Consider the following 24,157-nt stretch of genomic DNA (forward strand, 5'->3'; position numbering starts at 1 on the left):
ACGGCCGTTAAGCCCTGCCGCGCCAATGGTACTGCCAGCAGGCGGAAGCGTAGGTCCTCGCCTCCTCTTTTTTTTCCCCACGGCCCTCCGCCTCATACGCGGAGGGCCGTTTGTATTGGGGACGGGCCCGAGACCAACCCGGCCGTTGAACTAGCTGCTTAAATGAAGGGTGATCCTGAAGAAATTTATTGAAAAGTTCTATCATCCACTGGACAGTTATATTCTATGAAGAAACTCACAGTGTTAACAGGTGCCGGAATGAGTGCCGATAGTGGCCTGCAAACTTTCCGTGGTTCCGACGGCCTGTGGGAAGGATATAATATACAGGAGGTGGCCACTGTCCAGGCGTGGGAGGAGGATCCTGAACGGGTCCTGGAATTTTATAATCAACGTAGAAGGCAGATCTATGAAGTGGAACCAAATGAAGGGCATCGGGCTTTATCCAGACTGGAAAAGTATTTTGATGTTACGATTATAACGCAAAATGTTGACAACCTTCATGAAAGAGCAGGATCATCCCATGTATTGCATCTGCATGGGGAGCTCTCGAAGGTACGTAGTGTGGACGACCGTTTTCTTGTTTACGAAATTGGGAATGAAGAAATTGAGTTGGGTGATACTGCTGAGGATGGAGCACAGCTTCGTCCCCATGTTGTTTGGTTTGGGGAGATGGTTCCTGAGATGGAGAAGGCGGCCCAAATAGTTTCCGAAACCGATATTTTAATTGTAATTGGCACTTCGCTGGTGGTTTATCCGGCAGCTGGACTGGTTGATTACGCCTCTCCCAGGATTCCCAAGTATATAATTGATCCCTCCCGCCCCGAGGTGACAACCTATAACGACTGGCAGCATATCGAAAAATCAGCCGCGGAGGGTACCCCGCAACTGGTGGAAAAACTGTTGGAACAGCATGAATCTGAAAATTGAGCTTCAAAATTCTTATGTTCCATATCATTATCTGTAATAAGTTAACTGCAAAGTGAGAGGATCCATGTCTAACGCCAAGGCGTCAAAACAGGAGAAAGAGGTTTTAGAGACATATCTATTGCAATTCCTGAATCTTGAAAAAAGGTATCCCCTGTTACCCGGTATCCGTAATACAGAAGCAATGGCGGGATTGTTGGGATTGGAAGAGCAGGAGCTGAAAGAAAATCGAACAAAGTTTGATCAAAATGCAAAAGAGGCGGCCCTGGAGCTCCTGGAAGAGGAAAATATAACCCGGTGGATTGATCAGTTGCCATTTGAAAGCGATGACACGATTGTTGCACTTGGAGATTCGATTACCGACGATCTTCAGGGCTGGTTCAGTATTTTTGGTTATGCCCTTGAAATGACGGTTCCAGAAGCAGATTTTACCTTTGTAAACAGCGGTGTTTCCTATGATACAACGACTGATGCCATGCGTCGTCTCAACAGAGATTTAGTAGCTCATGAACCGGACTGGGTTATCGCTGCCCTCGGAACTTTTGATGCTGCCCGTATGAATTTAACCCCGGACCGTACGCTGGTTCCGTTGGCCGAGTATTGGGAAAATACCAATGCTATCGAAAATGTAGTGGCTGAATTGACAGATAATCCTATTATATGGATGAGCCCTCCGCCGGTACTTTCTGAAATGCTGGACGATTTCCGCCTGTTCGATTTTAATGTGTATATCGAAGACCTACTGAGGTACCGGGAGATTTTAAGTGGGAAAAAGGGATATATTGTAGATCCACGCGGAAACAGGATGGGTGAAGAGAAGCCGGAAGCCTGGAACTTCATGAATGATGGGTTACACCCGTCGCTTTCCGGTCACTCGAATACGGTCAGAGAACTGATAAAAGTACTTGCCAAAACGGACGAGGTAGAGGGATCGAGCTTTGATCCTCCCCGTGACTATGATCTCAACGATCAGTAATTATAGCTGAATCTGCAGATTTACAAAATCAATTGCTGTGGCAACTCGTATTGATATGTCATCGTTATCCATTTCCGGCAGTTTATAGGCTGAGGGACTGATCAGCCCGATGAGGTAGCCCGATTGGTTATCACGGATGGTAAGCAGTCCACTGCGGGGCGGCGCTGCTCCCGAAGCCGATGACTGAAAATCTCCGGCACGTTCAGCAAGCACAAAAGCATCGACAAGTCCAAAGCCAAATCCGGCCCAGGCGCCAATCCCGGCTCCATACTGAAGCCCCTCTTCAATTGACCGATTGGCAATAAGATTGAAGGAGGTCGCGATAACAGCCCCGCCGGCCGCCCCGTAAAAGGTATCCAGCAATACCAGAATTGTTGAGTTGTCACCGTCATTGAAGGTCCCCGAAACGTAGTACTGCTGTCCTTTTGAAGCTTCTGAGATGTCGTATATTCCAACCGTCAGGCCGTAAAGCGTCCCGCCACCAAGTCCCACCCTCAAGGGATCAAAATCATTTGAGTTTTGCAGGGCCATGGTGGCACCTCCCAGAATGGTACCATTTACTGCACCGTTCAGGGTATTGCCGCCGAGCAGCTTAATGGTTTGAGCCTGTGGAGAAGCTACGTTAAAAAAAGCGGCCAATAAAAATGTGAAAACAGAAATCAGCAGATGGTTATTTTTCACGACTCTGATTCATTAATTTGATGCGTTAAATAATGTGGTCAAAGGTAGTAAATATGGACCTTCATTCCCATTTTTTGAACTTTGTGGTGAAGGACTTCTAGTCAGCCTGGATCAGAAAGGGCAACAGGTAGTACCTTCCCGTTATAATAAGTTGCTCCATTCACGGCAAAATCGGCGAGATAGCTGCCCATCTGCGTGGCGTTAACCGGGGCTTCAAAATCGGGAAAAGCGGCGTTGAACATTTCTGTTTCAACGGCACCCAGGCAAAGGGCATTGGCACTTATGTCGCGGTCTGCCAGTTCTGCCGAAAGGCACTCTGTCAATGTAACCAGTGCGCCCTTGGCAACGCTGTACGCCGAAAGTCCCGGAAACTTTGAACTGCCCTGGAATCCTCCCATGCTGCTGATGTTGACGATATGGGAACCCGCGGAAAGTAGAGGCAGTACCGACTTGGTTAACCGAACGGCCGAAAACAGGTTCACCTCAATCATCTTTTGCCAATCATGGATGGTCAATTCTTCAAACGATCTGTTGACAAGCCCTCCCGCGTTGTTGATCAAAACGTCTACGCCGGCAAAGGTACTGGTGATCTGTTCCGACAAGTGATCGACACTTTCTTCGTCAGTAAGATCGGCGGTAAACGTGCTGATTTTACCCGGCACTTCTTGTGCCAGTTGAGTGAGCGGTTCCGCGCTGCGGGCTGTGCCAATGACCGAGTGACCCGCCGTGGCTAATTCCTTAACGGTGGCATAGCCAATACCCCGGCTGGCGCCTGTAACAACGATATTCATAGATTAATGTTTGCTAAAATTGGAAATCCGAATGTAATAAAGAACGTTGAAAAAGGATGTTCTCATTTCTTTCACCTTGACGAATATAAAACCAAAGTACAGAGCATAGATATAAAGATTTAAAATGTAAAAGTTTTTTGGTGGAAAATGGAAGTATCAGAATTTGCCGTAAAGTTAACAGGGATTTTTCTGGTAAAAAAATAATCTTGACATGCCGGTGATGCCTTCTTGGTTTAAAAGGGTAAATTAAAGATATTGGCTTACTAAAAAGCCAGTAGAAAATAAAAATGTGAAACGCCTGATGAGCAAGTGCCCGCTTGTGCCCTCACATATACAACATTTGATTCCCTATAAACCGGGAAAAACCGTGGAGGAGATTAAAAAAAACTATGATCCTCCGCGGATCTCAAAACTGGCGTCAAATGAGAACCGGCTGGGCTGCAGCAAGAACGTATGGCCTGTAGTGGAAAAAGCGTTCAACGGGATCAACAATTATCCTGATCCAGTTGCCCGGAAACTCAGGGCAAAAATCGCCGAACGCAACGGAATCGTTCCCGAAAATGTCATACTGGGATACGGATCTGAAAGTCTCATCGCGAACCTGTGCCGCACGTTTTTTGGAGAAGATGAAGCCGCGCTCACATCTGAGCATACGTTTGCCAATTTTTATGTTTATGCCAACGTAGAAAATGTTCCTTGCCGCAAAGTTTCGCAAACCAATGATTACCGATTCGATCTCCCCGCCATTGCCGGAGCCATTACCGGGCAAACCAAGCTGATCTATATTGCCAATCCCAATAATCCCACCGGCACCTATATTTCAAAAAAGGAGTTTGAGACATTTATGCAGCAAGTTCCGGATGACATCCTGGTGGTAATGGATGAGGCCTACTATGAATATGCCCGGATCCGTGATGACTATCCGGACTCGCTGGATTACGATTTCGATAACCTGCTTACGCTCCGAACCTTCTCCAAGGCGTACGGTCTCGCGGGATTCCGTATTGGGTATGGAATTGGCCATCGGAATCTGATCGACATGATGTTAAAAACAAAGCTTACATTTGAGGCTACTGCGCTGGCTCAGGTCGCTGCATCTGCAGCCTTCGATGATAGCGCATTCCTGGAAAAGAGCAGGGAAATGGTGGAGCAAGGCAAACGTCGGCTCTACTCCATATTTGACCGCTATGGTATATCCTATCTCCCTTCCGTCGCAAACTTTGTGATGATGGTATTGCCTGATGAACGAACCGCCCGGAACTTTACACTTGAGATGCTGAAAAAGGGAGTAATTGTGCGGCGGCTGGCAGGATTTGGACTTCCGAACTGTATTCGGGTTACGCTGGGGAGAAAAGAAGAGGTAGACCATTTTGAAGACAGCTTTCTGGATCTGTTCGACAAGATATTTTTAAAAAACAGTATGTGATACATTCTGCAACGGTATTGGGAATAGCGGAATTTTTGCAACAAGAAAACAGAGAATTGGCGGAACTGCCCGGAACGGGGTATTTTTTGGTAAAAATCAGGTAACATAAAAATCTGCGTGGCGTTTTATTAGGATTCCTGCCGACATTAAATTATCCTTAGTATCTGATATACGATGGCTTTTTATCTCCCATATCGATACACTGATTGTGCTCTTTTCATACTCATATAACCCCCACTTTCAGGGTCTATTTTTAGCTTGAAGCTCCTGTTTGCATGAAATTAAGTACCAAGCTTATACTGAGTTTTAGCTTTGTAGCGTTATTGCTGGCCGGGATCGGACTCTTTTCTCAGTACTACAACCAGCAGATTAAAGATCAGCTTGTCGAAGAGAGCGAACAGGCAGTTCTTGAGCTGAACTACTCCGGGGAGATGGGGTTAAAGCTGTACCACAGCCTGCTGAATGCCCAGTATTTCCTGGATAAACGGTATAATCAGAGTATCCGGATTGATACCTCCAATTTTCAAATTCGGGCGGAAACGGCAAGCAAAGAGGTAAAGGGTTCACTCGAGGATTTTAGCATCCGCCTGGATTCCGCCCAGCATATTTTAGAAAGCCACATGGCGGCCGTAGACGAACACCACAAAGACCATGAGGAGCTGCTGGAGGTTTTGTATAGCCTGGAAAACCGATTTAATATCTATCGGTCACTTATAACCGAGCTTTTTAATTTGGCCTCAGTAAGCTTCGAGGATGGCAGAGAATTTTTGAGTGTTACCGTGGAGCCCTATTTCCGGTCCAACCTGATTCCCCTGATTGAGCAGGTTCGGGTCTTGAGTCGCCAAAATATGGACCAGCAGATTACCATGCTTAATTCCAGGCTGGAGTTTGTCGGACAAATGCTGGCGATAGCCACCATCGGTACCTTGTTGATTTCCATCGCCCTGGCGTTTTACCTGTACCAGTCTATTGCTACCCCGCTGCAAAAATTGAGTCAAACAGCGAAACGGATCGGCGAAGGTCGCCTCGGCGAGCGGATCAGGATAGATTCAAATGATGAGATCGGTGCACTGGCGGCCGAATTCAACCGCATGGCAGAGAATCTAAGCAAAATAACGTTTTCCAAGGAATACGTTGACAATATTATTGAATCCATGGCGGATGCATTGGTTGTAACGGACAGTGACTACCGTATCCGGAGAGTCAATTCGGCCACGCGGGTTATGCTTGGGTATGCAGAAGAGGAGCTAATAGGTCAGCCGCTTGATATGTTGTTTAACCAGGAAGAGCAGGAACGGATAAAAGGCATCAAGACTGACAAGGAAATAGATAGTTTTGAGATAGCATACGTTACAAAAGGGGGCGATACGGTACCGGTCAATTTTTCCAAGGCGGTTATGCTCAACGCAGATGGTTCAATGAAGGGACTTGTCTGTCTTGCCAGCGATATCACCGATCGCAAAGAAGCCGAGCGACAGGTAAAAAAATCCCTGAAGGAAAAAGAAATTTTGCTGGCGGAGATCCATCACCGCGTAAAAAACAATCTTGCCGTCATATCGGGGATGTTGCAGATGCAGATCTGGGAAACCGATAACGAGGCGGCGGAAACCGTCCTCCGGGACAGCCAGCTGCGGGTGCAGTCTATCGCGCTTGTACATGAAAAACTGTACCAGTCGGAAAACCTGTCATATATTGAATTTGACAAATATATCCGCGACCTGTTGCAGGCTATCGGCAGCACTTATGTCAATGACGAGCGCGATATTTCAATTGAGACCAGCCTGGAAACTGTGGCGCTCAATATCAACCAGGCGATCCCCTGTTCCCTACTGATAAATGAATTAGTGGTGAACGCTTATAAACACGCCTTCAGTTCGAATGGAAAAGGGAAAATATCGATCGACATAAAGAAGCGGGGGGGTAAAGTATTTGTGCTGGTCAGCGACAACGGCAGCGGTTTTCCCGAAGAGTTCACTCACGAGGCAAAAGAGAGTCTCGGGATGTCGATTATAAATACACTTGTAAAACAGCTGGATGCCGAAATTGAGATATATAACAGCAATGGGGCCAATATCGAGTTTAATTTTGTTCCTGAGGAGGTCGTTTAGTCCGGGGGGCGGAAAGGTAAACTTCTGGAAACGTGGTACGATTATGTTATGCGGACTAAATTACATATTTCCTGAAAGGTAGGCCTGGCGCTTTTCCTCCGGGAACTTTTCAATGGCGTAGCGCAACAGGGTACGGGGCAGTTCCCGGTATCGGTTTTCCTTCAGGAATTGTTCTTCAACTTTAATATCGATATGGCCGATCTCCCGCAACATCCACCCGACCGCTTTTTGGATCAGATCATGGGTATCATCGCGTAATATGCGGGCAATGTTCAGGGCATCCTCAAAATCGCCCTTCCTGATGAAATGCATGCAGCTTATCATGGCGATACGCCGTCTCCAAAGGTTGTTCGATTTTGCAAGTCGATATAATATCGACCGATCCCGCTGTTCCAGGTAGGGACCCATAATTTTTGGTGCGGAGCTGTCTACCAGGTCCCAGTTGTTGACCTGTTCAAGGTTTCGCAGGTAGCACCGGTAGATCGCTTCCCGTTTCTGATTCCCGCCCTTTTCAAACTTGTAAACCAAAATGAACAGCGCTGTCAACCGCTCTTCGTGGAATTCGGATTGCAGAAGCCGTTCTGTCTCTTCCATGGGCAATGTTTGGTGGGATCGTGCAATTTTTCGTTGGAGGGGAACCCGCAACCCGAGGAATCGATCCCCTTCACCATATTCTCCCGGTCCCGTTTTGAAGAAGCGTCGGGAATGTTCAGCAACACTCTGGTCCGCTTGAGCTCTCAGTTTACTCTGTACTGTTTTGCAGTCCATGAAGGTGAAGGGGTTGCTGGATTGTCAGAACCGGTAATAACAGTTACTCGGTTGATATTACGTTTATAATGACTCTAAGGCGTTTACCAGTTGCCAACCTATTTTAGTCCTGTATCAAATCTAATGCCATGCCAGGTTTATCCTCCTGTTCTCCTGCTCAAGGGAGGAAGGCAGCTTATAAATGGGGCTTACCGCTTTGGACAGGGTCCCCAAAGCACTCCTCGAACATGAAAATACAGGGATATTGAACCTTTGCGAAAAGAAAACCGAGCGCCTCAAGGTCACTCTTCCGCATTCAGGCCGGGAATTTCGATCTCCAGTTCGTTTGCCCGTTGTCTCATCTCACTCCCGATTTCTTCGACGATCTGGGGAAAGTCTTCCGCGCGATTAAACCGTTCGCCGGGATCATTTTGCAAGTCAAAAAGCTGCGGATCATCCTCCACCAGCCGCAGTTTCCATTTCCCTTTTCGCATCGCCTCAAGCCGATCGCGTAAAATATAGAGATACTCATCACGGGGAGAACGGTCTTCCTCTCCCCGCAGGAAAGGCATGATGTTGTAACCGTCAACCGGGTGTTCGGGCAGCTCGCCGCCCCCCACCTCAATCAGCGTTCGGTAGATATCGGGACTTGCCACAAGTTCGTCGGTTGCCGGTTGTGCCGGAATGCCGGCCGGCCAACGTATCAGGGCGGGAACCCGTGCCCCTCCTTCATAGGTGGTCGCTTTCGATTGTCGAAGCAGTCCCGGCGTGCCCTGATGCCACGGTTTGTTGCCCTCCTGCAGCATGCGATCCGGCAGGTTCAGCCAGGGACCATTGTCGGAGGCAAAGAATACGATGGTGTTTTCTGCAACGCCCTGCTTTTCCAGGGCAGCCAGAACCTGGCCAACACTCCAGTCGATCGTTTCGATGACATCACCATAAAAGCCGCCGCCGGACTGCCCCCGGAAACGCTCGGCCGTGTGGATCGGAAGGTGGGGCATGTTATAGGCAAGGTAGAAGAAAAAGGGCTTTTCATCTTCGGAGCTGGCATCAATAAAGCTGACAGCCTCCTCGGTATACCGGGTCGTCAGGGTTTGCTGATTGATCGGGTGCTCCACAATGGTCGTATCGCGATAAAGCGCCAGGGGTTCCTCGGTTTGTACCCACGGCTTGCGATAGTCGTTGGAGTAGGGCAGTCCAAACCAGGAATCAAATCCCTGGTTTGGCGGCAGAAATGTTGACTCTTTATAGCCCAAATGCCATTTGCCGGCCATGCCGGTGGAATATCCGGCATTCTTGAGCGCTTCAGCCAGTGTTAACTCATCATCAGGCAAGCCACCCGTTCCATCGGAGCCCGTGCCGCCGCCGAATTCCACCCGTGGCATATAACGACCAGTAATCAGCTGGGTACGGGAAGGGACGCACCAGGACCCGGTTACGAAAGAGGTAAACCGGACTCCCTGCTCCACGAGGCGGTCAATATTTGGAGTGTGTATTGTTGGATGTCCATAGCTGCTCAAATCCCCGTACCCCATATCATCGGCAAAGAGAATAACGATATTGGGAGGTGAGGTACCGGTGGATTCTGTCTGGGTATTGTTACAACCCCATGAAGCAATGAGAGTGATGGCAAAGATCAGATGGATGGCCTGTCGTCGAATTTGGAGCCCTGATTTCATAATCGATTATCCCTGTTTTAGCTTAACATTACCTTTTTGCAAGTCTTTCCCCTGACTTTTGATCTAAAATAGCCATTCAAACTGAAACCGCAATGGCAATGAGCTTTAATATTTAATATACAGCTGGAAAACCCTGGCGGGAATACCAAGTGTAATCGGTAGTGCGCGTTGGCCGCATGTCTAGTTGCTAAAGCTATTCCCCGGTATTGCCATTTTTAGCGTTATCGATGTAGTTGCGCGTGTACTCCGAAAGTACAAGCCGGCCACTAATTTCGGCCTGTTCTTCCAGGAGGGTGTCCCAGTGTTCAGTACCGCTCCAGAATATTTTTTTGAGTTCCCGTATCGCTTCCGGATTGCTTTTAGCCAGCTTTTCTGCCAGTTCGAATACAGCGTGGTCAAGTTGGTCGATGGAGTCAAGAATATCGGCGTACAAGCCCTTTTTACGGGCCCATTCTGCCTTGTACCAGTGGGTGGCATCTATTGCAAGTGTGCTGAAACCGGACTTCCCGATTTTACGACAAATAGCTGGTTCCACCACAAAAGGGCCGATTCCCAGGGCCAGCTCACTCAGTTTAACCGCTGCCGACGGGTGGGCCAGCACGTGGTCGGCAGCTGCAGCGATTCCGACTCCACCGCCAACGGCCTTTCCCTGGACCCGCGCAATAATCAGCTTCGGGCACTTCCGCATGGCGTTTATGACACGGGCAAATCCCATAAAAAACCGTTTCCCCTCCTCATAAGTGGAGATTTTCATAAGCTCTTCGAAATAGGCTCCACCGCAAAAAGCCCCGTCCCCTTCGCTATGTATCACAACGACCCGGATGTCGCGGTCATTTCCAACACTGGTTATGGCTTGTTCCAGCTCTTCCAGGGTTTTCCGGGTCAGAGCGTTTCCCTTGGGATGCTGAAATGTAATAGTGGCAATGCGGTTGGTGATGTCAGTGGTAACACTTCCCTGGGTAGACATGGTACAAGATATTTATGTTTAATGCTGTTACCCGATATTTTCGGAGCCAGCCTGCTTTCAGGAGGCTGCGTATTCTGTGTGAGGTACAGGCAGAGAACTTTGCAAAATTCTAAATTCCTCGTTCCGAGGGAGTTGCACCTCCCGTTTAAAAGTCAATAAGGTTGGTGGTACAACCACCTCCCAACAATTGTAGGCTTTGCAAAGGTCCCGGATAATAACTTTTCATAATTTCAGTGCTGTTAAGTGGTTTAAACGGCTATACCGGGTGCCGCATTTAACAAAACGTATCTTCATTTCTAACTTTGTGCTTGATCAGGGGATTGGGCCGGTACCGGTCTTCCCGGTACTCTACATGGAGAGCTGTCAGCTGGTCCAGTACATTTTTCAATCCCTTTTCATCTGCCCATTCCAGCAGCCCTTTGGGATAGTTCGCTCCCAGGCGCATTGCCAGATCTATCTCTTCCACCGATGCGATGTTCATAAATACTGCATCTGCTGCCTCATTGATCAGCATAACTAAAATTCGATCTGCAATTTTTTTGCCAAGGTCCCGATCTCTAACCGGGGTGGGTCGGGTCGCATTTCTGCCGTACTCATAAAATCCCTTGCCGCTTTTTTGGCCCAGGTATCCCGCTTCCATCATCCGTTTCTGGGTAAACGACGGCTTGAAGCGGGGATCGTAGTAAAATGCCTCAAATATCGATTTTGTCACTTTGTAGTTGATATCATTGCCGACAAGGTCCATCCGTTCAAACGGCCCCATTGCAAATCCCCCGATCTCTTTCATAGCCCAGTCTATAGTGGAGATGTCTGCCACTCCCTCTTCAAGCTGCCGCAGGGCCTCCCCGTAAAATGGACGCCCCACCCGGTTGACAATAAAGCCGGGAGTATCCCTGCTGGCAACCGTGGTTTTACCCCATTGTTCCATAAGATGCCGGGCAGTTTCAACCGGCTGACGGTCGCTGGCAATACCGGCAATGATTTCTACAAGGGCGCTGCGCGGAGCCGGGTTGAAGAAGTGTATACCCAAGAACCTTCCGGGTCTCTTGAGGGCAGATGAAATTGAAGCTATCGACAGAGAAGAGGTGTTGGTAGCCAGTATGCAGTCGTTCGGAACGATCCCTTCTATCCGTCTGAATACATCCCGTTTAATTTCGAGATCCTCCGGCACCGCTTCTATAACCAGGCGACAGCTTGCGAAACCGGTCATATCCTCCGAAAAATTAATTCGCTCCATGATATCGTTGACCTTCTGCTGGGTGATCTGATCTTTTTCAACCTGCTGCTGGAGAGTGTTGCGAAGATTATGTTTAGCATTGCCCAACTGGTCGGGATAACTGTCATAAAGCCTGACATTGTGACCAAATGTGGCAGCGATCCGGGCTATGCCTGTTCCCATGGTTCCTGCTCCCACGATGCCTACCAGATCTTTTTTACTCGGCTTGCGGGTCATATATACTTTTTTTAAAAGAGACATTCATTGGTCAAAATACAAAGATTGGCTGCAATGACAAGCTGTGCCGCTGGATACAACAAGCGGCTGTAGCTGTATTCGAACGCTGATTTTAAACAAATTTCTGATGTTTCAAAGGCGGACCAAGGATGTTGTTGTTAGATATTTAAATTCATTAAAAACATTGATTTATTGGAATAAATAGTTAAAATTGATCATTGATTCATGTACCGCTTGTAGTGTAAATGGTTTTTCAAAGCCCTTGCCAAGATATTTTTTGTGTAAAGACCATTTTGACTGCTTTGACATCCAGGGAGGTGTGGAGGGTTTACTAAATACTCTTGAATAAAAAATACAGATAGAAAGGAGAGGAGCATGGCAGATCAAAAAACGATAAAAGAAGCCTTTGAACGCAACCAGAAAGCGGTAAAGCTACGTCCGTCAAAAGCCAGAAGCAGTGTGGTTACCAGGGTGCGGCTGTTTGATGGCACTACGTGCGAAGTGGAACACAAGCACTGGAAATTCAAGGTGGATATCGGGAAGACGGAGGGGGGCAACGACGCGGGGCCCGGACCGGGTATCCTGGAACGCGGAGCCCTGGGCAGTTGCCTGGCGATCGGCTATTCGCAGCGGGCCGCGGTGCTGGAGATCCCGATCGACAAGATTGAGGTGGACGTGGAGTCGGAACTGGACGCCCGGGGTATGCTCTATATTGATGATCGTCCACCCGGATTCAGATCACTTCGCTACAAGGTATATATCGAGAGTCCGGCCCCTGAAGAGGAAATTATGCAACTTATAGAAGATACGGACCGCCACAGTCCCGTTCTGGATGATTTCAAGCGTGCTTTGCCGGTTGAGCGACACGTAACCATTAAAACAACGGAGCATACCACCTCATGAAACCTGAACTACAGCGCAGAATTCAGCGATACGGATGGGATTATTCATCTCCTCACTACGAACATGGGTGGCAGCACCAGCTTTGGCCGGCCCAGCAGCGACTGCTCGATACCGCCGGAGTAAAGGCAGGGGAAAAGGTGTTGGATATTTCGTGCGGCACGGGGTTGGTCACATTTCCGCTTGCGAAAACCGTCGGACCAAAAGGAACGGTCACTGGTATCGACCTTTCGGAAGGGATGATTGAAAAGGCGACAATCGAAGCGGATCGTAAGGGATTTGAGCACGTCACGTTTAAACAGATGGATGCAGAAGAGCTGGATCTGCCGGATTCCTCTTTTGATCTGGCTGTTAATTCACTGGGTTTGATGTACTATCCTGATCCGGATAAAGCCGTATCGGAAATGTATCGCGTCGTCAAAACGGGAGGTCGCGCGGCTGCCCTGGTTTGGGGCCGGCGAAAGGCCTGCGGGTGGGCCGGAATTTTTCCGATTGTGGACAGCCGCGTGCAATCCGATGTGTGCCCGCTCTTTTTTCAACTGGGAACAGGAGAAACGCTGCGCCATGCATTTGCCAAGGCTGGTTTCGCTGAGGTAACATCAGAACGCTTTGAAGTGAATTTGCACTACGATACTGGGAAAGATGCCATTGTGGGGGCATTTCTCGGGGGAGCCGTCGCCCTGGCCTACCGCAAGTTTGATGAGCAGACCAAAGAGGAAGTGCACGAGGAATACCTGGAGTCTATCCTCCCGTTTAAAAGTGGGGAGGGCTATGATATTCCCGGTGAATTTGTGGTGACCAAAGGGTTGAAATACTGAGAACGGGATAGATGTTGGAATGCCGGAAAAGCAGCCAGGTGAGCATATCCCCCGCCACTGATTATTTGGGTTCGTTTTGCTCATAGAGGGTTTTACAAAACCCTCTATTCCTCGTTCTGAGAGTTGTCCTCCCGTTTAAAAGGGTGCTAAAACCACCTCCCAACAAAATAGCAGGTTCTGAAAAGTACCTCATAGAAAAGGGAACATTCTGCTACGGGAAAAGAGCTACCGTGATTTTTCGGCCTGATTACCCAATAAGGAGGCTAGTTTCCCTGCACGTCTCCCGTCATCGGCACAAAACGAACCGGCAAGATCTCCTCACGCTTTATTTCCCCCTCTTCGGATTTTGTGACACGGATCAAAACCTGGAAGCCCCCCGGCTCACCGTAGGGCATGACCAGTATTCCGCCCGGCCTCAATTGGTTGATCAGCGGCCTGGGAATTTCCGGAGCCGCGGCGGTGATCATGATGCCGTCAAACGGGGCATGTTCGGGCCATCCCTTGTATCCGTCCCCGATTTTTGTCTGAATAGTACTGTAGCCCAGATTGTCAAACCGTTCCCGTGCGCGTTTGCCCAGTTCTTCGATAATTTCGATGGTAAATACGTTGGGTGTCAACTCGGATAAAACGGCTGCCTGGTACCCGCTGCCGGTACCGATCTCCAACACTTGGTCTCCCGGCTGAATATCCAAAAGCTGGGTCATGAAAGCTACAATGTAGGGCTGGGAGATGGTTTGATTGTTACCGATCGGCAGGGGACGGTTCTGGTAAGCCTGCTCTCTGCGGGACTCCGGCACAAAAAGGTGGCGGGGTACATGGCGCATTGCATCGATTACCCGCTCGTTGTCAATGCCCTGCTGTTTAACCTGGCGAACAAGGTTATTTCGTTCTTCCTGCCGTTCCCTGAACCGGGGTCGGTTCCACGTTACCGTATCAATGGCGGCCCCATCCGGTACAAGTTCATATCCGGAATGTAAATCTGGCCGGCCGGCTTGATCTGAGTAGGCAGTTGACGCCACAACACCAGTGAGGGAAATGGCAACCGTTCCCAGGAACGGCAGGAGGAGAAGGAAAAAGAGTTTGGATCCTGTTTCCATAATACCCACTTGTTGTTAGCATTTGTATTGACAAACAGAAGGTTGTTTCAAACCATTCATCAGGAAAAGAAGATGCTACAGCAGAAAGTTTACAATATCTTTTTATGTATAATTTTTTTATAAAAAAAGTGTCGATGAAGTCTATAATTTACTTTGAACAGCTGATTGATGATAATTTATTTAGGTATTATGAATTATAAATAATTTGCTCATTTGGTCGTTATTGGATAAAGTATAGACAGGTTACAGCAAATCTGAGCTCTTCATAATCATCCGCAGGAGGTTTCTATGAGCAGGAATACACTCAATCTGGATCTTTTTACGCAGGTACAATCTGATTTTGAAATGCGGCAATATAAAGTGTTGGCATCCCTGAAAACCATTTCAGAAGATTTCCAGCACAACCGGATCTATCCCCATTTGAGTGATCTTATAGAGCTGCGTACCACGCTGCTCGATATTAAAAAAAGGTTGGAGGATCTGCGCAATGACTTTCCCAAACGGATCAAAAATATCGACCTGGTGAACAAAATTATTGAGCATGAGGTGGTGTTTGTGGATGGATCGGACCTGTCCAGGGTTGAGGATCTCATTGAATGGGCTATTCCCCATATAGAGGCTAAAATTGAAGAAGGGAAAGCACTTTACGAGTATGTGGATGAAGAGATCAGGATAGAGGAGGTTGGAATCCTGCCAAACTACCTGGACGAGGGGTACTTTTTTGTGCCCGACAACGAAGAAGCCAAGTTGTTGCTTTTTGAGTATGAGGTATCAATATTTGAGAGTGCCCAGGACGAATACCGCGCCCTGAAAACCGCGTTTTTGAAAGCGCTTCACCAGGGACAGGTACTTCTTTCTCCCAATTCGATCAAGCTGGAGCTGATCAGGGAGAATCAAAAGCTGCCCAACCCGGCGACCTACAGCTTTCAAACTAAACTGGATTTCCCTTTCAACGAAACTATTTTCCCGGTCGTCAAACGAAAACTGATGCAGCAGCTTGCCGAAGCTTCCTGATAACTACCGAATATGTGACAGGGCAACCACTCACAATCATCTCCCGTCTCACATCTTACGTCTCACCTCTCACCTCTGTCCACAATCGCCAGCGTGCAGCGTGATATGCAAGCCAGCTTGCCCTCTTCCGTTTCAATAGCTGTTTCCCACACCTGCACGCTCCGGCCGATGTGAACCGGCGTGGCCGTCCCCATGACGCGACTGCCTTTTTTAACGCTGCGCAGGTGATTGGCATTGATCTCGATGCCTACGGCAGTTTTGGAATCATCCTTCACGTTCAGCCAGGCCCCAATGGAGGCCAGCGTCTCTGCCAGCGCCACCGAAGCCCCGCCGTGCAAAATGCCAAACGGCTGCACCGTATTTTCATCCACCGGCATGGTTGCCTTGACTTCATCCGGTTTGAAGGAGGTAAATTCAATACCCAGGGCATCTCCCATGTTGGGTTCGGAGAGGTTCAGGAATTGATCAACGCGTTTTTTTATACCATCATCGATAAACATAAGAGATCTGGATAACAGGGGTTAGGTTATGAAATTTTATGTTGTTAGAACATCGTTTTGACACTTCTTTGAAGATACACGCTAATATGGGAATTCATATTAAGCTTTTAAAAGTTAAACTTTCTTGTAACTTATGAATAGGGGTAAAGGTTAAGTAAAAACTACATCTATGGGTTATGATCCGACCACCATTTTGCAGCTCATCAAGGAGGGGCTGAATCGAAACAAGACCGATGTCTTAATTTCAACCAAGCGGCAGGGAGAGTGGATCAATACCAGTCCTGAAGAGTTTACGCAGAAGGTCCGGCATTTTGCATACGGCCTGCACGAACTGGGTGTTGAAAAGGGTGATCGCGTGAGTATCCACTCTGAAAATAGCGCCGAATGGCTCATTTGTGACCAGGCAATTCTTTCCCTCGGGGCTGTGAATGTTCCCATCTACACAACACAGGCGGGCAAACAGATTAAATTTATTCTTGAAAACTCGGCTACAAAGGTCCACATCGTCTCGAACGATGAACTTTTTGCCGAGACCAAGCCGATCATTAAAAATATCGGTACGGTTGAAGCGGTGATCTCCATTCTCGGATCCAGACACCAGAAATTGAAGTCGTTTGATTCCGTTCTGCAGCAGGGAAAAGAAGCCGCGGAAAAAAACCCCGGACTGCTGGAAGAGCTTCAGGCCCAGGTCGATCCCGAAGACCTGGCTACCCTGATTTACACCTCGGGGACGACGGGACGCCCCAAGGGCGTGATGTTGACCCACAACAACATCGCCTCCAACCTGCAGGCCTGCATGGAGCGCGTTCCATTTGAAATTAACCCGGATATCGGGCAGCGGATGCTCTCCTACCTGCCGCTTTCCCATGTATTTGAACGGCTTATATCGTATATGTACCTGCATATGGGGTACCCTGTTCACTATGTGGAAGATATTAGTGAGATCCGGGATGATTTCGAATATGTAAAGCCGTACTTCTTTGCCACCATACCGCGGCTGCTCGAAAAAATCCAAACCGGGATCAAGGTCAAGGGACAGGAATTCAGCGGAGTTAAAAAACAGATTTACTACTGGGGAATAAAACGAGCCGAAAAATATGATCCTGAACATCCGCCTCGCGGGCTCAACAAGTGGTTGCATAAGCTGGCCGACAAGCTGGTGTATTCTAAAATTCGGGATCTTTTCGGAGGACGCCTGATCGGGATGATCAGCGGGGGGGCTGCTCTTTCCCCCAGTATATTTCGATTTATGAATGCCATCGGGCTGTACTGCGGTCAGGGCTACGGGCTCACCGAATCCTCACCGGTGATCTCCACTACGGATCCCAAGCACATGCGTGTGGGCTCTTCAGGTCGCCCGCTGAGTAATGTGGAAGTCCAAATTGCCGATGACGGAGAAATTTGGGCCAGAGGTCCCAATATTATGCAGGGATATTTCCAAAGTGAAGAACAGACCCGGGAAACGTTGACCGAAGACGGGTGGCTGAAAACCGGTGACGTAGGCAAAATGGAGGACGGTTACCTGTTTATTACGGACCGGAAAAAGTCGGTATTCAAGCTCTCTACGGGTAAGTATGTGGCTCCGCAGCCAATTGAAACCGGCCTCATCAACAGCGGCTTTATCGAACAGGCGGTGGTGGTGGGATTTCAGCGAAAATTTTGTTCTGCGCTGATCATCCCAAGCTACGATAATATCAAGAAACGCTTGAAAAGCAGGGGAAAAGAGATCCCGGACGATCTCAGTACAGATTCACAGGTTCGGGAGATAATCCAGCGCGAGGTCGATAAAGTGAACCGTGGACTCTCCGAATGGGAGAAAATTAAAAAGTTTGTACTGCTGGATGAACCGTTCACGGTGGATGCCGGTGAGCTGACGCCTACGCACAAAGTAAAGCGCTCGGTCATCGACGAACGGTATGCCGGGCAGATCGATTCCATGTATGAGGAGGATGATTAGGTAAGAGGAAAGGAGCTGCATCTAACGTTGCGTGGAATGTTAAAACAGGTCAGTTTTTTCGAGACATTCTGAGGATAATCAAATTGAACACCCATCGAACATTTATCACTGGATCGATGGATTGAAAAAAGAAAAGTAAAAGCAGAAATAATGAGCACGAAAAAGTACACTATTCAGAAAGTAGCCGTACTCGGGTCAGGAACCATGGGCAGCCAGATAGCCGCGCATTGTGTAAATGCCGGCTTGGAAGTGCTGCTGCTGGATCTTAAAAACGAGGATGGTGATCCCAACAAAATTGCCAAAGAGAGCATCAAAAAGCTGGGGGAGATGAACCCCGCACCACTGGCGTTGCCGGAATACAGCAAGCAGATTCAGCCAGGTAATTTTGAAGATGATTTCGACAAGCTGGTCGACTGCGACTGGATTTGTGAGGCGATCGTTGAGAAAATGGATATCAAGAAGAAGATGATGGGGCAGCTGGATGAGGTGCGGTCGGGCAGTACCATCATAAGTTCCAACACCTCCGGGCTGCCGATTAGCAAAATAAGTGAAGGCTGCTCGGAGGAATTTCAGCAGCACTTCCTGGGCACACACTTTTTCAATCCGCCCCGCTATATGAAGCTGCTGGAGGTTATTCCCACTGAAACAACTTCAGATGCTGTGGTCGATTTTATGACCCGTTTCGGGGAGAAGACGCTGGGCAAGGGGGTGGTCCGCTGCAAGGACACCCCGAACTTTATCGCCAACCGGATCGGCATCTTTTCGATGGCCAGCATCATGCCCTGGTTTTTTGACGGTACGTTCCGGGCGGAGGAGATCGACTTCCTGACCGGCACCATCACCGGCTACTCCAAAGCCGCCACCTTCCGCACCGCCGATATGTCCGGGCTCGATATCATCCACCACGTAGCCGAGAATCTCTATCCCGCCATCCCGGATGATGAGCGGCGCGAGGTATTCAAGCTGCCCGAGTCGTTTCGGAAAATGGTGGAGGAGGGCAAACACGGAAACAAGGCCGGAAAGGGCTTTTATAAAAAAGTGCAGACCGATTCCGGGAAGGAATACAAAGTCATAGATCCGGAAACGCACGAATATGAATCGCAGATCGACCCGGAGTTTGAGAGTACGAACAAAGCCAAAGAGAAATTTAAAACATCCGGTGAGCGACTGAAATACTTGGTCAACCAGGATGACAAGGCCGGAAATTTCCTGTGGGAGATTCACTGCGATCTGCTGTTGTATGCCGCCAACCGAATACCCGAAATAACCGATTCCCTGGAGGCCATAGACAACGCGATGAAGTGGGGTTTCAACTGGGAACTGGGTCCATTTGAGCGATGGGATGCCATAGGCGTGGCGGAGTCGGTGGCCCGTATGCAGGAAGAGAATCGCAAAGTTCCGGTTCCCGTGTTACGGATGCTGGAGTCCGGCCGTGAGCAGTTTTATGACAAGGATGAGGGCACGGTATATAACTTGGCGACGGGGGCGATCGAGCCGCTGAGTCCGCCTGCCGAAGGAGCGCTGAAGGTGGCCCATCTGAAATCCGAGAACAAAGAAGTACTGGGTAACAAAAGTGCCGGCCTGTACGACATGGGCGATGGCGTAGCCCTGTTCGAGTTCCGCACCCGACGGCAAACGCTCGGCTTCGAACTGATTGAAACGCTGGGGGAATCCTGCGATAAGGTAAAGCAGGATTTCGATGCACTGGTCATCGGCCACGACGAGGATAGCTTCACTTACGGTGCCAACCTCATGGAAGCGATGCAGGCGTGGCAGCAGGGCGACAAGGAGCGCGTCCGCCGGGGAGCCAGGAATTTCCAGGATGTGGTGGTCGGCCTGCGATACCAGCCGTTCCCGGTGGTGGTGGCCCCGTTCGGGCGTACCCTGGGAGGCGGTGTAGAGTTCGTTTTACATGCAGACAGTGTGGTCGCCCATCATGAACTGTATGCCGGCCTGGTGGAGGTCGGCGTGGGGTTAATTCCCGCGGGCGGGGGCACGAAAGAGATGCTGCGGCGGGCCATGCAGCGGGTGACGGAGGAGGATCGCTCGGATCCGCTGCCCTACATCAAAGAGGTTTTCAAGACGATGGGAATGGCCAAAGTTTCTAGCAGTGCTGCCAAGGCCCGTGATTATGGTTACCTGAAGGAGTCGGATATGATTGTCATGAACCGCGACCTGCTGCTGACGGCGGCCAAAGAGGAGGCGAAAACGCTGGCGGATCAGGGCTATCGTCCACCGTTTCGACCCAAGATCAAGGTGCAGGGCCGTGAGGGGCTCAGCGGCCTCAAGCTCATGCTTTACATTATGCACGAATCCGGCTGGATCACCGATTATGACAAGGTGGTGGCCGAAAAGCTGGCCTGGGTGATGAGCGGCGGCGATCTCAGCGAACCGCAGGAGGTACCGGAGTCCTACATCCTGAAGCTGGAGCGCGAGGTGTTTATGGAGCTCCTCGAAGACGAACGCACCCACGCCCGCATCGATCACATGCTGAAGAAAGGGAAACCGCTTAGGAATTAGTCATGAGTTGTGGGTCTTGAGTCGTGAGTAAAAAAATTTTGTAAGGATTCTGCTCGAAAGGGATTTATTAGGTGTTAAACCTAACTTAAGATCACATAGGCTATGAATCGATTTAAAAATTTGGATATTTGGAAACGGGCTGTAGAACTAGCTTCCCAGATATACGAAGTAACTGTTGAGTTCCCGGATGAAGAAAAGTATGGATTAGTTTCCCAGTTGAGAAGATGTGCTGTTTCAATCGGCTCAAATATTGCAGAAGGAGCGGGCAGAGGTTCCAATAGTCAGTTCAAGCATTTTTTAAGTATTGCTTACGGATCCTCTTATGAATTGGAAACCCAATTGATCATTGCTGAGAATCTAAATTTCATTGATGAATCAGAAAATAAGGACCTCTTAGATGAAGTAACTACACTACAAAAAATGATTTATTCGCTAAGCCAAAAACTAGAATAAAGCCTCTAAAACTCACGACCCAAGACACACGCCCCATGACTAAAAAAAACGAGCCTGTAATCGTTGCTGCCGCCAGAACGCCAACCGGAAAAGCAAACAAAGGATCACTCCGCTTTACCTATCCCGATACATTGGGGGGAGAAGTGATCAAGTCACTGCTGCAGCGGGCGCCCTCACTCAAGCCAGAGATGGTGGATGATGTGATCATGGGCTGTGCCTTCCCGGAAGCATCGCAGGGAATGAATGTGGCTCGCCAGTGTGCATTGCTGGGGGGACTGCCGCCTTCTGTGCCCGCCGCCACTGTGAACCGGTTCTGTTCTTCCGGGCTGCAGACCATCGCCCAGGCCGCCGAGCGCATCATGGCCGGCAATGCCGATGCGATCATTGCGGGTGGCGTCGAAACCATGTCGATGGTGCCGATGGGCGGCCATACGCTGCGACCCAATCCCGAACTGGTGGACAATTACCCCGAGGTCTATATCAGCATGGGACTAACGGCGGAAAATGTGGCCGAAAAGTATGAGATCAGCCGGGAAGACCAAGACGCCTTTGCCTACAGGAGCCATAAGCGGGCGATTGAGGCATGGGAAGAAAACCGTTTTGAAGAGCAGATTGTACCGATTGAGGTCACCGAAAAGATGGTCACGGCCGACGGGGAGATGGAAGAAAACAGCTTCCTGTTTGAGGTGGATGAAGGTCCGCGCAAAGATACTTCTGAAGACGTGCTGGCTAACCTGAGGCCCGTCTTTAAACAGGGTGGAACCGTAACCGCCGGCAACTCCTCGCAGATGAACGACGCTGCTTCTGCCGTCATCGTGATGAGCCGGGAAAAAGCCGAAGAGCTGGAACTGGAACCCCTGGCTCGGTTTGTCGGGTTTTCCGTGGCTGGGGTGCCGCCGGAGATCATGGGTATCGGTCCGGTAGAGGCTGTGCCCAAAGTGTTAAAGCAAACCGGTCTCAATAAAAACGATATCGACATTATAGAGCTGAACGAAGCCTTTGCATCCCAGTCACTGGCCGTCATTCGGGAGCTGGACCTTGATCCCGAAATTGTAAATGTAAACGGTGGAGCCATAGCCATGGGACATCCCCTCGGCTGCACTGGTGCGAAGCTGAGCACGCAGATCCTCTATGAAATGAAACGGCGCGGTTCCCGCTATGGACTGGTTACCATGTGTGTGGGCGGAGGAATGGGCGCGGCGGGTATTTTCGAAAACCTGGCGTAGGAATTTCTTAAATCACGAATTCCAAATGCCAAACTATTCGCTGTTTATATCAACGTGTCATTTCGACCGCAAGGGAGAAAGCTTTATGGGAGCGAGCTCGATAGACAAAAGATCTCTCACTCCGTTCGAGATGACTAACAATGGGTTAATGAGTATTAAATTAACATTTCATTAATTGATCAACTAAAAAATCTATGTTCACCCCTGATACGCTTGAACACCAAACCATCCTCATCACCGGCGGGGGAAGCGGTCTTGGATTAAGCATGGCCCAAAAGTTTGCTTCCCTGGGTGCCAATATTGCGATCTGTGGTCGCACGGAAGAGAAGCTGCAAAATGCGGTAAAAGAGATCGAAAAGAGTGGGGAGGGTGAGGTGAAATATTACGTGGCGGATGTCCGGGATTATGACCGCGTGAAAGAGATGATCCACAGTATTATTGATGACTTTGGAGAGATGACGGGTCTCGTAAATAATGCCGCCGGGAACTTCCTGGCGGCTTCTGAGGATCTGACGCCCGGCGGATTTAAAGCTGTGGTCGATATTGTATTGCATGGTTCGTTTAACTGCACGCATCTGTTTGGAAATTACCTGATCGATAACGAGAGGAAAGGCAATATCCTCAATATTGTAACGACGTATGCGGAATCGACGGGATCGGCCTTTGTGCTGCCCTCGGCGTGTGGCAAGGCGGGCGTTCTCACTATGACGCGGTCGCTGGCGTATGAATGGGCCACCTACGGGATCAGGCTCAATGCCATCGCTCCGGGACCGTTTCCCACCGAAGGAGCATGGTCAAGACTGCTGCCTGATGAAGATGCCGTGGAAACGTTTCTCTCCAAAATTCCCGCTGGCAGATTCGGCGAGCATGAAGAACTTGCTAATCTGGCTGCGTTCCTGATGTCGGATATGGCGGTGTACATAACAGGGGAATGCGTCACTATTGACGGGGGAGAGCGGCTGGGAGCCGGGCAGTTCAACTTTATAGATCAGCTTGGACCGCGTGACCAACTGAAGAAGTTATTTGCCCGGATGAGGTCAACGGAATAACATTCTGTACCACCTACTATAGAGTCAGCTTCTTGCCAATTTTATCCACAACCTTCAGTGTACGGTAGAGGTCATAAGCACCAAAAGGAGTAGGTCTATTGAGTTGTATCGCTTTGAGGAATTGCGACGAGGCCAGTTCGGCAGAACGGGAGGCGTCAAATAGTTTTTTCTGGAAAAAGAGACGATCGCCGTCGCTTACCTTCCCGATACGTCCCTTTTGTTCAAGGATGTCGCAATCCAAAATGTATGAGGCGTCTGAGGCCATGCGGATATGGTTATTTCTGTGCGAGGCTGTATTTACAAAAATGTTGGCCGTACTTCCGCTCTCGAAACGCAGGAAAATATGGGTGGCACCACCTAGGCGGGCCGCCTGCTTCGTTTGGTTGACGTCTACCTGGTGGATCGCCCCTTTCATCCATTTAATGCAAAAAGCAAGTTCGTCGATCCAGTAGTAGGAGGGAATATTGTCGCGTTCCAGGAAGTCGGTGTGCCCGATTTCACGTATGATCTGGATAAAGTGGGGCTTCTGAATTTTTTGGATCATCCATTGCGAAGCGGGCGCGAGAGAAGGCCAGTGGCTGAACTGAACCGCGACATTCGACTCTTCGGATGCATGGTATATTTTTTCAATATTTGGGAGCTTCCGGGGAAGCCTGGAAACGAGGAAGCAGTGATAACCCGCTTTTACCGCCTCCATCAGGGTATCGAGGTTGGTATCGGATTCGTCAATAATCACGCAGGCGTCGGCGGTACCAAGATCGTCAAGCGAGCGCGTGATAATCACTTCACTGACAGAAGGATGCTGTCCCATGTTTTTTTCCCACGCGACAGCGCGCTCTGCAGTTCCAATAATTCCGATTTTCATAGTGGT

Annotated in this window: 21 protein-coding genes; 12 read left to right on the forward strand and 9 right to left on the reverse strand. The window is 49.3% G+C overall.

The features are described from left to right. Positions 1–225 precede the first annotated feature (225 nt). Both ACG2F4_RS09755 and ACG2F4_RS09760 read left to right on the forward strand, forming a co-directional pair. Positions 226–927 carry an SIR2 family NAD-dependent protein deacylase gene (locus ACG2F4_RS09755; RefSeq protein WP_395260239.1) on the forward strand — a complete coding sequence of 234 codons (702 nt, stop codon included), beginning with the start codon at positions 226–228 and terminating at the stop codon, positions 925–927. Between the two features lie 64 nt (positions 928–991). Next, positions 992–1,900 carry an SGNH/GDSL hydrolase family protein gene (locus ACG2F4_RS09760; protein WP_395260240.1) on the forward strand — a complete coding sequence of 303 codons (909 nt, stop codon included), beginning with the start codon at positions 992–994 and terminating at the stop codon, positions 1,898–1,900. Here the strand turns inward: ACG2F4_RS09760 and ACG2F4_RS09765 are convergent, their stop codons facing one another. Further along, positions 1,901–2,581: a hypothetical protein gene (locus ACG2F4_RS09765; RefSeq protein ID WP_395260242.1), complete on the reverse strand. Its 681-nt coding sequence runs from the start codon at positions 2,579–2,581 to the stop codon at positions 1,901–1,903. A gap of 101 nt (positions 2,582–2,682) precedes the next feature. Next, positions 2,683–3,372 carry an SDR family NAD(P)-dependent oxidoreductase gene (locus ACG2F4_RS09770; RefSeq protein ID WP_395260243.1) on the reverse strand — a complete coding sequence of 230 codons (690 nt, stop codon included), beginning with the start codon at positions 3,370–3,372 and terminating at the stop codon, positions 2,683–2,685. A 301-nt stretch (positions 3,373–3,673) separates the two neighbouring features. Here ACG2F4_RS09770 and hisC point away from each other — a divergent pair, with 301 nt between their 5' ends. Further along, positions 3,674–4,798 (forward strand): histidinol-phosphate transaminase, encoded by a 1,125-nt coding sequence (gene hisC / locus ACG2F4_RS09775; protein WP_395260415.1) that lies wholly within the window; start codon positions 3,674–3,676, stop codon positions 4,796–4,798. Between the two features lie 275 nt (positions 4,799–5,073). Next, a complete protein-coding gene (locus ACG2F4_RS09780; protein ID WP_395260244.1) occupies positions 5,074–6,906 on the forward strand; it encodes a sensor histidine kinase in 1,833 nt (610 codons plus the stop codon). Between the two features lie 60 nt (positions 6,907–6,966). On the opposite strand, the gene ACG2F4_RS09785 is transcribed toward ACG2F4_RS09780, so the two are convergent. The 4 genes from ACG2F4_RS09785 to ACG2F4_RS09800 form a co-directional block, all read right to left on the reverse strand. Then, positions 6,967–7,674 carry a DNA alkylation repair protein gene (locus ACG2F4_RS09785; protein ID WP_395260246.1) on the reverse strand — a complete coding sequence of 236 codons (708 nt, stop codon included), beginning with the start codon at positions 7,672–7,674 and terminating at the stop codon, positions 6,967–6,969. A gap of 281 nt (positions 7,675–7,955) precedes the next feature. Further along, positions 7,956–9,332: a sulfatase gene (locus ACG2F4_RS09790; RefSeq protein WP_395260247.1), complete on the reverse strand. Its 1,377-nt coding sequence runs from the start codon at positions 9,330–9,332 to the stop codon at positions 7,956–7,958. 193 nt (positions 9,333–9,525) lie between these two features. Then, entirely contained in the window at positions 9,526–10,299 is a 774-nt protein-coding gene (locus ACG2F4_RS09795; protein WP_395260250.1) for an enoyl-CoA hydratase/isomerase family protein, read from the reverse strand. 274 nt (positions 10,300–10,573) lie between these two features. Continuing rightward, the gene (locus ACG2F4_RS09800) at positions 10,574–11,776 is read right to left on the reverse strand and encodes a 3-hydroxyacyl-CoA dehydrogenase NAD-binding domain-containing protein (RefSeq protein ID WP_395260252.1); all 1,203 of its coding nucleotides are present in this window, start codon (positions 11,774–11,776) and stop codon (positions 10,574–10,576) included. 351 nt (positions 11,777–12,127) lie between these two features. Here ACG2F4_RS09800 and ACG2F4_RS09805 point away from each other — a divergent pair, with 351 nt between their 5' ends. Further along, positions 12,128–12,655 carry an OsmC family protein gene (locus ACG2F4_RS09805; protein WP_395260254.1) on the forward strand — a complete coding sequence of 176 codons (528 nt, stop codon included), beginning with the start codon at positions 12,128–12,130 and terminating at the stop codon, positions 12,653–12,655. After that, positions 12,652–13,470, forward strand: a complete 819-nt coding sequence (locus tag ACG2F4_RS09810; RefSeq protein ID WP_395260257.1) for a class I SAM-dependent methyltransferase — start codon at positions 12,652–12,654, stop codon at positions 13,468–13,470. The genes ACG2F4_RS09805 and ACG2F4_RS09810 overlap by 4 nt, the downstream gene beginning before the upstream one ends. Positions 13,471–13,733: 263 nt before the next feature. Here the strand turns inward: ACG2F4_RS09810 and ACG2F4_RS09815 are convergent, their stop codons facing one another. Further along, on the reverse strand, positions 13,734–14,567 hold the full coding sequence (locus ACG2F4_RS09815; protein ID WP_395260259.1) for a protein-L-isoaspartate(D-aspartate) O-methyltransferase: 834 nt from the start codon (positions 14,565–14,567) through the stop codon (positions 13,734–13,736). A gap of 288 nt (positions 14,568–14,855) precedes the next feature. On the opposite strand from ACG2F4_RS09815, the gene ACG2F4_RS09820 reads away from it, so the two are divergent. Further along, on the forward strand, positions 14,856–15,581 hold the full coding sequence (locus tag ACG2F4_RS09820; protein WP_395260261.1) for a hypothetical protein: 726 nt from the start codon (positions 14,856–14,858) through the stop codon (positions 15,579–15,581). A 62-nt stretch (positions 15,582–15,643) separates the two neighbouring features. Here the strand turns inward: ACG2F4_RS09820 and ACG2F4_RS09825 are convergent, their stop codons facing one another. Further along, on the reverse strand, positions 15,644–16,081 hold the full coding sequence (locus ACG2F4_RS09825; RefSeq protein WP_395260262.1) for a hotdog fold thioesterase: 438 nt from the start codon (positions 16,079–16,081) through the stop codon (positions 15,644–15,646). A gap of 169 nt (positions 16,082–16,250) precedes the next feature. On the opposite strand from ACG2F4_RS09825, the gene ACG2F4_RS09830 reads away from it, so the two are divergent. The 5 genes from ACG2F4_RS09830 to ACG2F4_RS09850 all read left to right on the forward strand — a co-directional run bounded on the left by ACG2F4_RS09830 (position 16,251) and on the right by ACG2F4_RS09850 (position 23,286). Next, positions 16,251–18,038 (forward strand): AMP-dependent synthetase/ligase, encoded by a 1,788-nt coding sequence (locus ACG2F4_RS09830; protein WP_395260263.1) that lies wholly within the window; start codon positions 16,251–16,253, stop codon positions 18,036–18,038. Positions 18,039–18,188: 150 nt separating this feature from the next. After that, positions 18,189–20,558, forward strand: coding sequence for a 3-hydroxyacyl-CoA dehydrogenase/enoyl-CoA hydratase family protein (locus ACG2F4_RS09835; protein WP_395260265.1), 2,370 nt, complete (start codon positions 18,189–18,191; stop codon positions 20,556–20,558). Between the two features lie 102 nt (positions 20,559–20,660). Further along, entirely contained in the window at positions 20,661–21,011 is a 351-nt protein-coding gene (locus ACG2F4_RS09840; RefSeq protein ID WP_395260268.1) for a four helix bundle protein, read from the forward strand. A 35-nt stretch (positions 21,012–21,046) separates the two neighbouring features. Further along, positions 21,047–22,237 carry a thiolase family protein gene (locus tag ACG2F4_RS09845; RefSeq protein ID WP_395260269.1) on the forward strand — a complete coding sequence of 397 codons (1,191 nt, stop codon included), beginning with the start codon at positions 21,047–21,049 and terminating at the stop codon, positions 22,235–22,237. Between the two features lie 194 nt (positions 22,238–22,431). Continuing rightward, positions 22,432–23,286, forward strand: coding sequence for an SDR family oxidoreductase (locus ACG2F4_RS09850; RefSeq protein ID WP_395260271.1), 855 nt, complete (start codon positions 22,432–22,434; stop codon positions 23,284–23,286). Positions 23,287–23,302: 16 nt separating this feature from the next. Here the strand turns inward: ACG2F4_RS09850 and ACG2F4_RS09855 are convergent, their stop codons facing one another. Further along, entirely contained in the window at positions 23,303–24,151 is an 849-nt protein-coding gene (locus ACG2F4_RS09855; RefSeq protein WP_395260273.1) for a hypothetical protein, read from the reverse strand. Positions 24,152–24,157: the final 6 nt, after the last annotated feature.

Source organism: Halalkalibaculum sp. DA3122 (assembly GCF_043951865.1).
GTDB lineage: Bacteria > Bacteroidota > Rhodothermia > Balneolales > Balneolaceae > JAMQKA01.

Coding starts and splice junctions, on each gene's coding strand:
- ACG2F4_RS09835 (WP_395260265.1), top strand. CDS start 18,189: ATGAGCACGAAAAAGTACACTATTCAGAAAGTAGCCGTACTCGGGTCA.
- ACG2F4_RS09830 (WP_395260263.1), top strand. CDS start 16,251: ATGGGTTATGATCCGACCACCATTTTGCAGCTCATCAAGGAGGGGCTG.
- ACG2F4_RS09785 (WP_395260246.1), bottom strand. CDS start 7,674: ATGGACTGCAAAACAGTACAGAGTAAACTGAGAGCTCAAGCGGACCAG.
- ACG2F4_RS09790 (WP_395260247.1), bottom strand. CDS start 9,332: ATGAAATCAGGGCTCCAAATTCGACGACAGGCCATCCATCTGATCTTT.
- ACG2F4_RS09815 (WP_395260259.1), bottom strand. CDS start 14,567: ATGGAAACAGGATCCAAACTCTTTTTCCTTCTCCTCCTGCCGTTCCTG.
- ACG2F4_RS09770 (WP_395260243.1), bottom strand. CDS start 3,372: ATGAATATCGTTGTTACAGGCGCCAGCCGGGGTATTGGCTATGCCACC.
- ACG2F4_RS09845 (WP_395260269.1), top strand. CDS start 21,047: ATGACTAAAAAAAACGAGCCTGTAATCGTTGCTGCCGCCAGAACGCCA.
- ACG2F4_RS09855 (WP_395260273.1), bottom strand. CDS start 24,151: ATGAAAATCGGAATTATTGGAACTGCAGAGCGCGCTGTCGCGTGGGAA.
- ACG2F4_RS09820 (WP_395260261.1), top strand. CDS start 14,856: ATGAGCAGGAATACACTCAATCTGGATCTTTTTACGCAGGTACAATCT.
- ACG2F4_RS09840 (WP_395260268.1), top strand. CDS start 20,661: ATGAATCGATTTAAAAATTTGGATATTTGGAAACGGGCTGTAGAACTA.
- ACG2F4_RS09825 (WP_395260262.1), bottom strand. CDS start 16,081: ATGTTTATCGATGATGGTATAAAAAAACGCGTTGATCAATTCCTGAAC.
- hisC (WP_395260415.1), top strand. CDS start 3,674: ATGAGCAAGTGCCCGCTTGTGCCCTCACATATACAACATTTGATTCCC.
- ACG2F4_RS09800 (WP_395260252.1), bottom strand. CDS start 11,776: ATGTCTCTTTTAAAAAAAGTATATATGACCCGCAAGCCGAGTAAAAAA.
- ACG2F4_RS09755 (WP_395260239.1), top strand. CDS start 226: ATGAAGAAACTCACAGTGTTAACAGGTGCCGGAATGAGTGCCGATAGT.
- ACG2F4_RS09805 (WP_395260254.1), top strand. CDS start 12,128: ATGGCAGATCAAAAAACGATAAAAGAAGCCTTTGAACGCAACCAGAAA.
- ACG2F4_RS09810 (WP_395260257.1), top strand. CDS start 12,652: ATGAAACCTGAACTACAGCGCAGAATTCAGCGATACGGATGGGATTAT.
- ACG2F4_RS09795 (WP_395260250.1), bottom strand. CDS start 10,299: ATGTCTACCCAGGGAAGTGTTACCACTGACATCACCAACCGCATTGCC.
- ACG2F4_RS09850 (WP_395260271.1), top strand. CDS start 22,432: ATGTTCACCCCTGATACGCTTGAACACCAAACCATCCTCATCACCGGC.
- ACG2F4_RS09760 (WP_395260240.1), top strand. CDS start 992: ATGTCTAACGCCAAGGCGTCAAAACAGGAGAAAGAGGTTTTAGAGACA.
- ACG2F4_RS09780 (WP_395260244.1), top strand. CDS start 5,074: ATGAAATTAAGTACCAAGCTTATACTGAGTTTTAGCTTTGTAGCGTTA.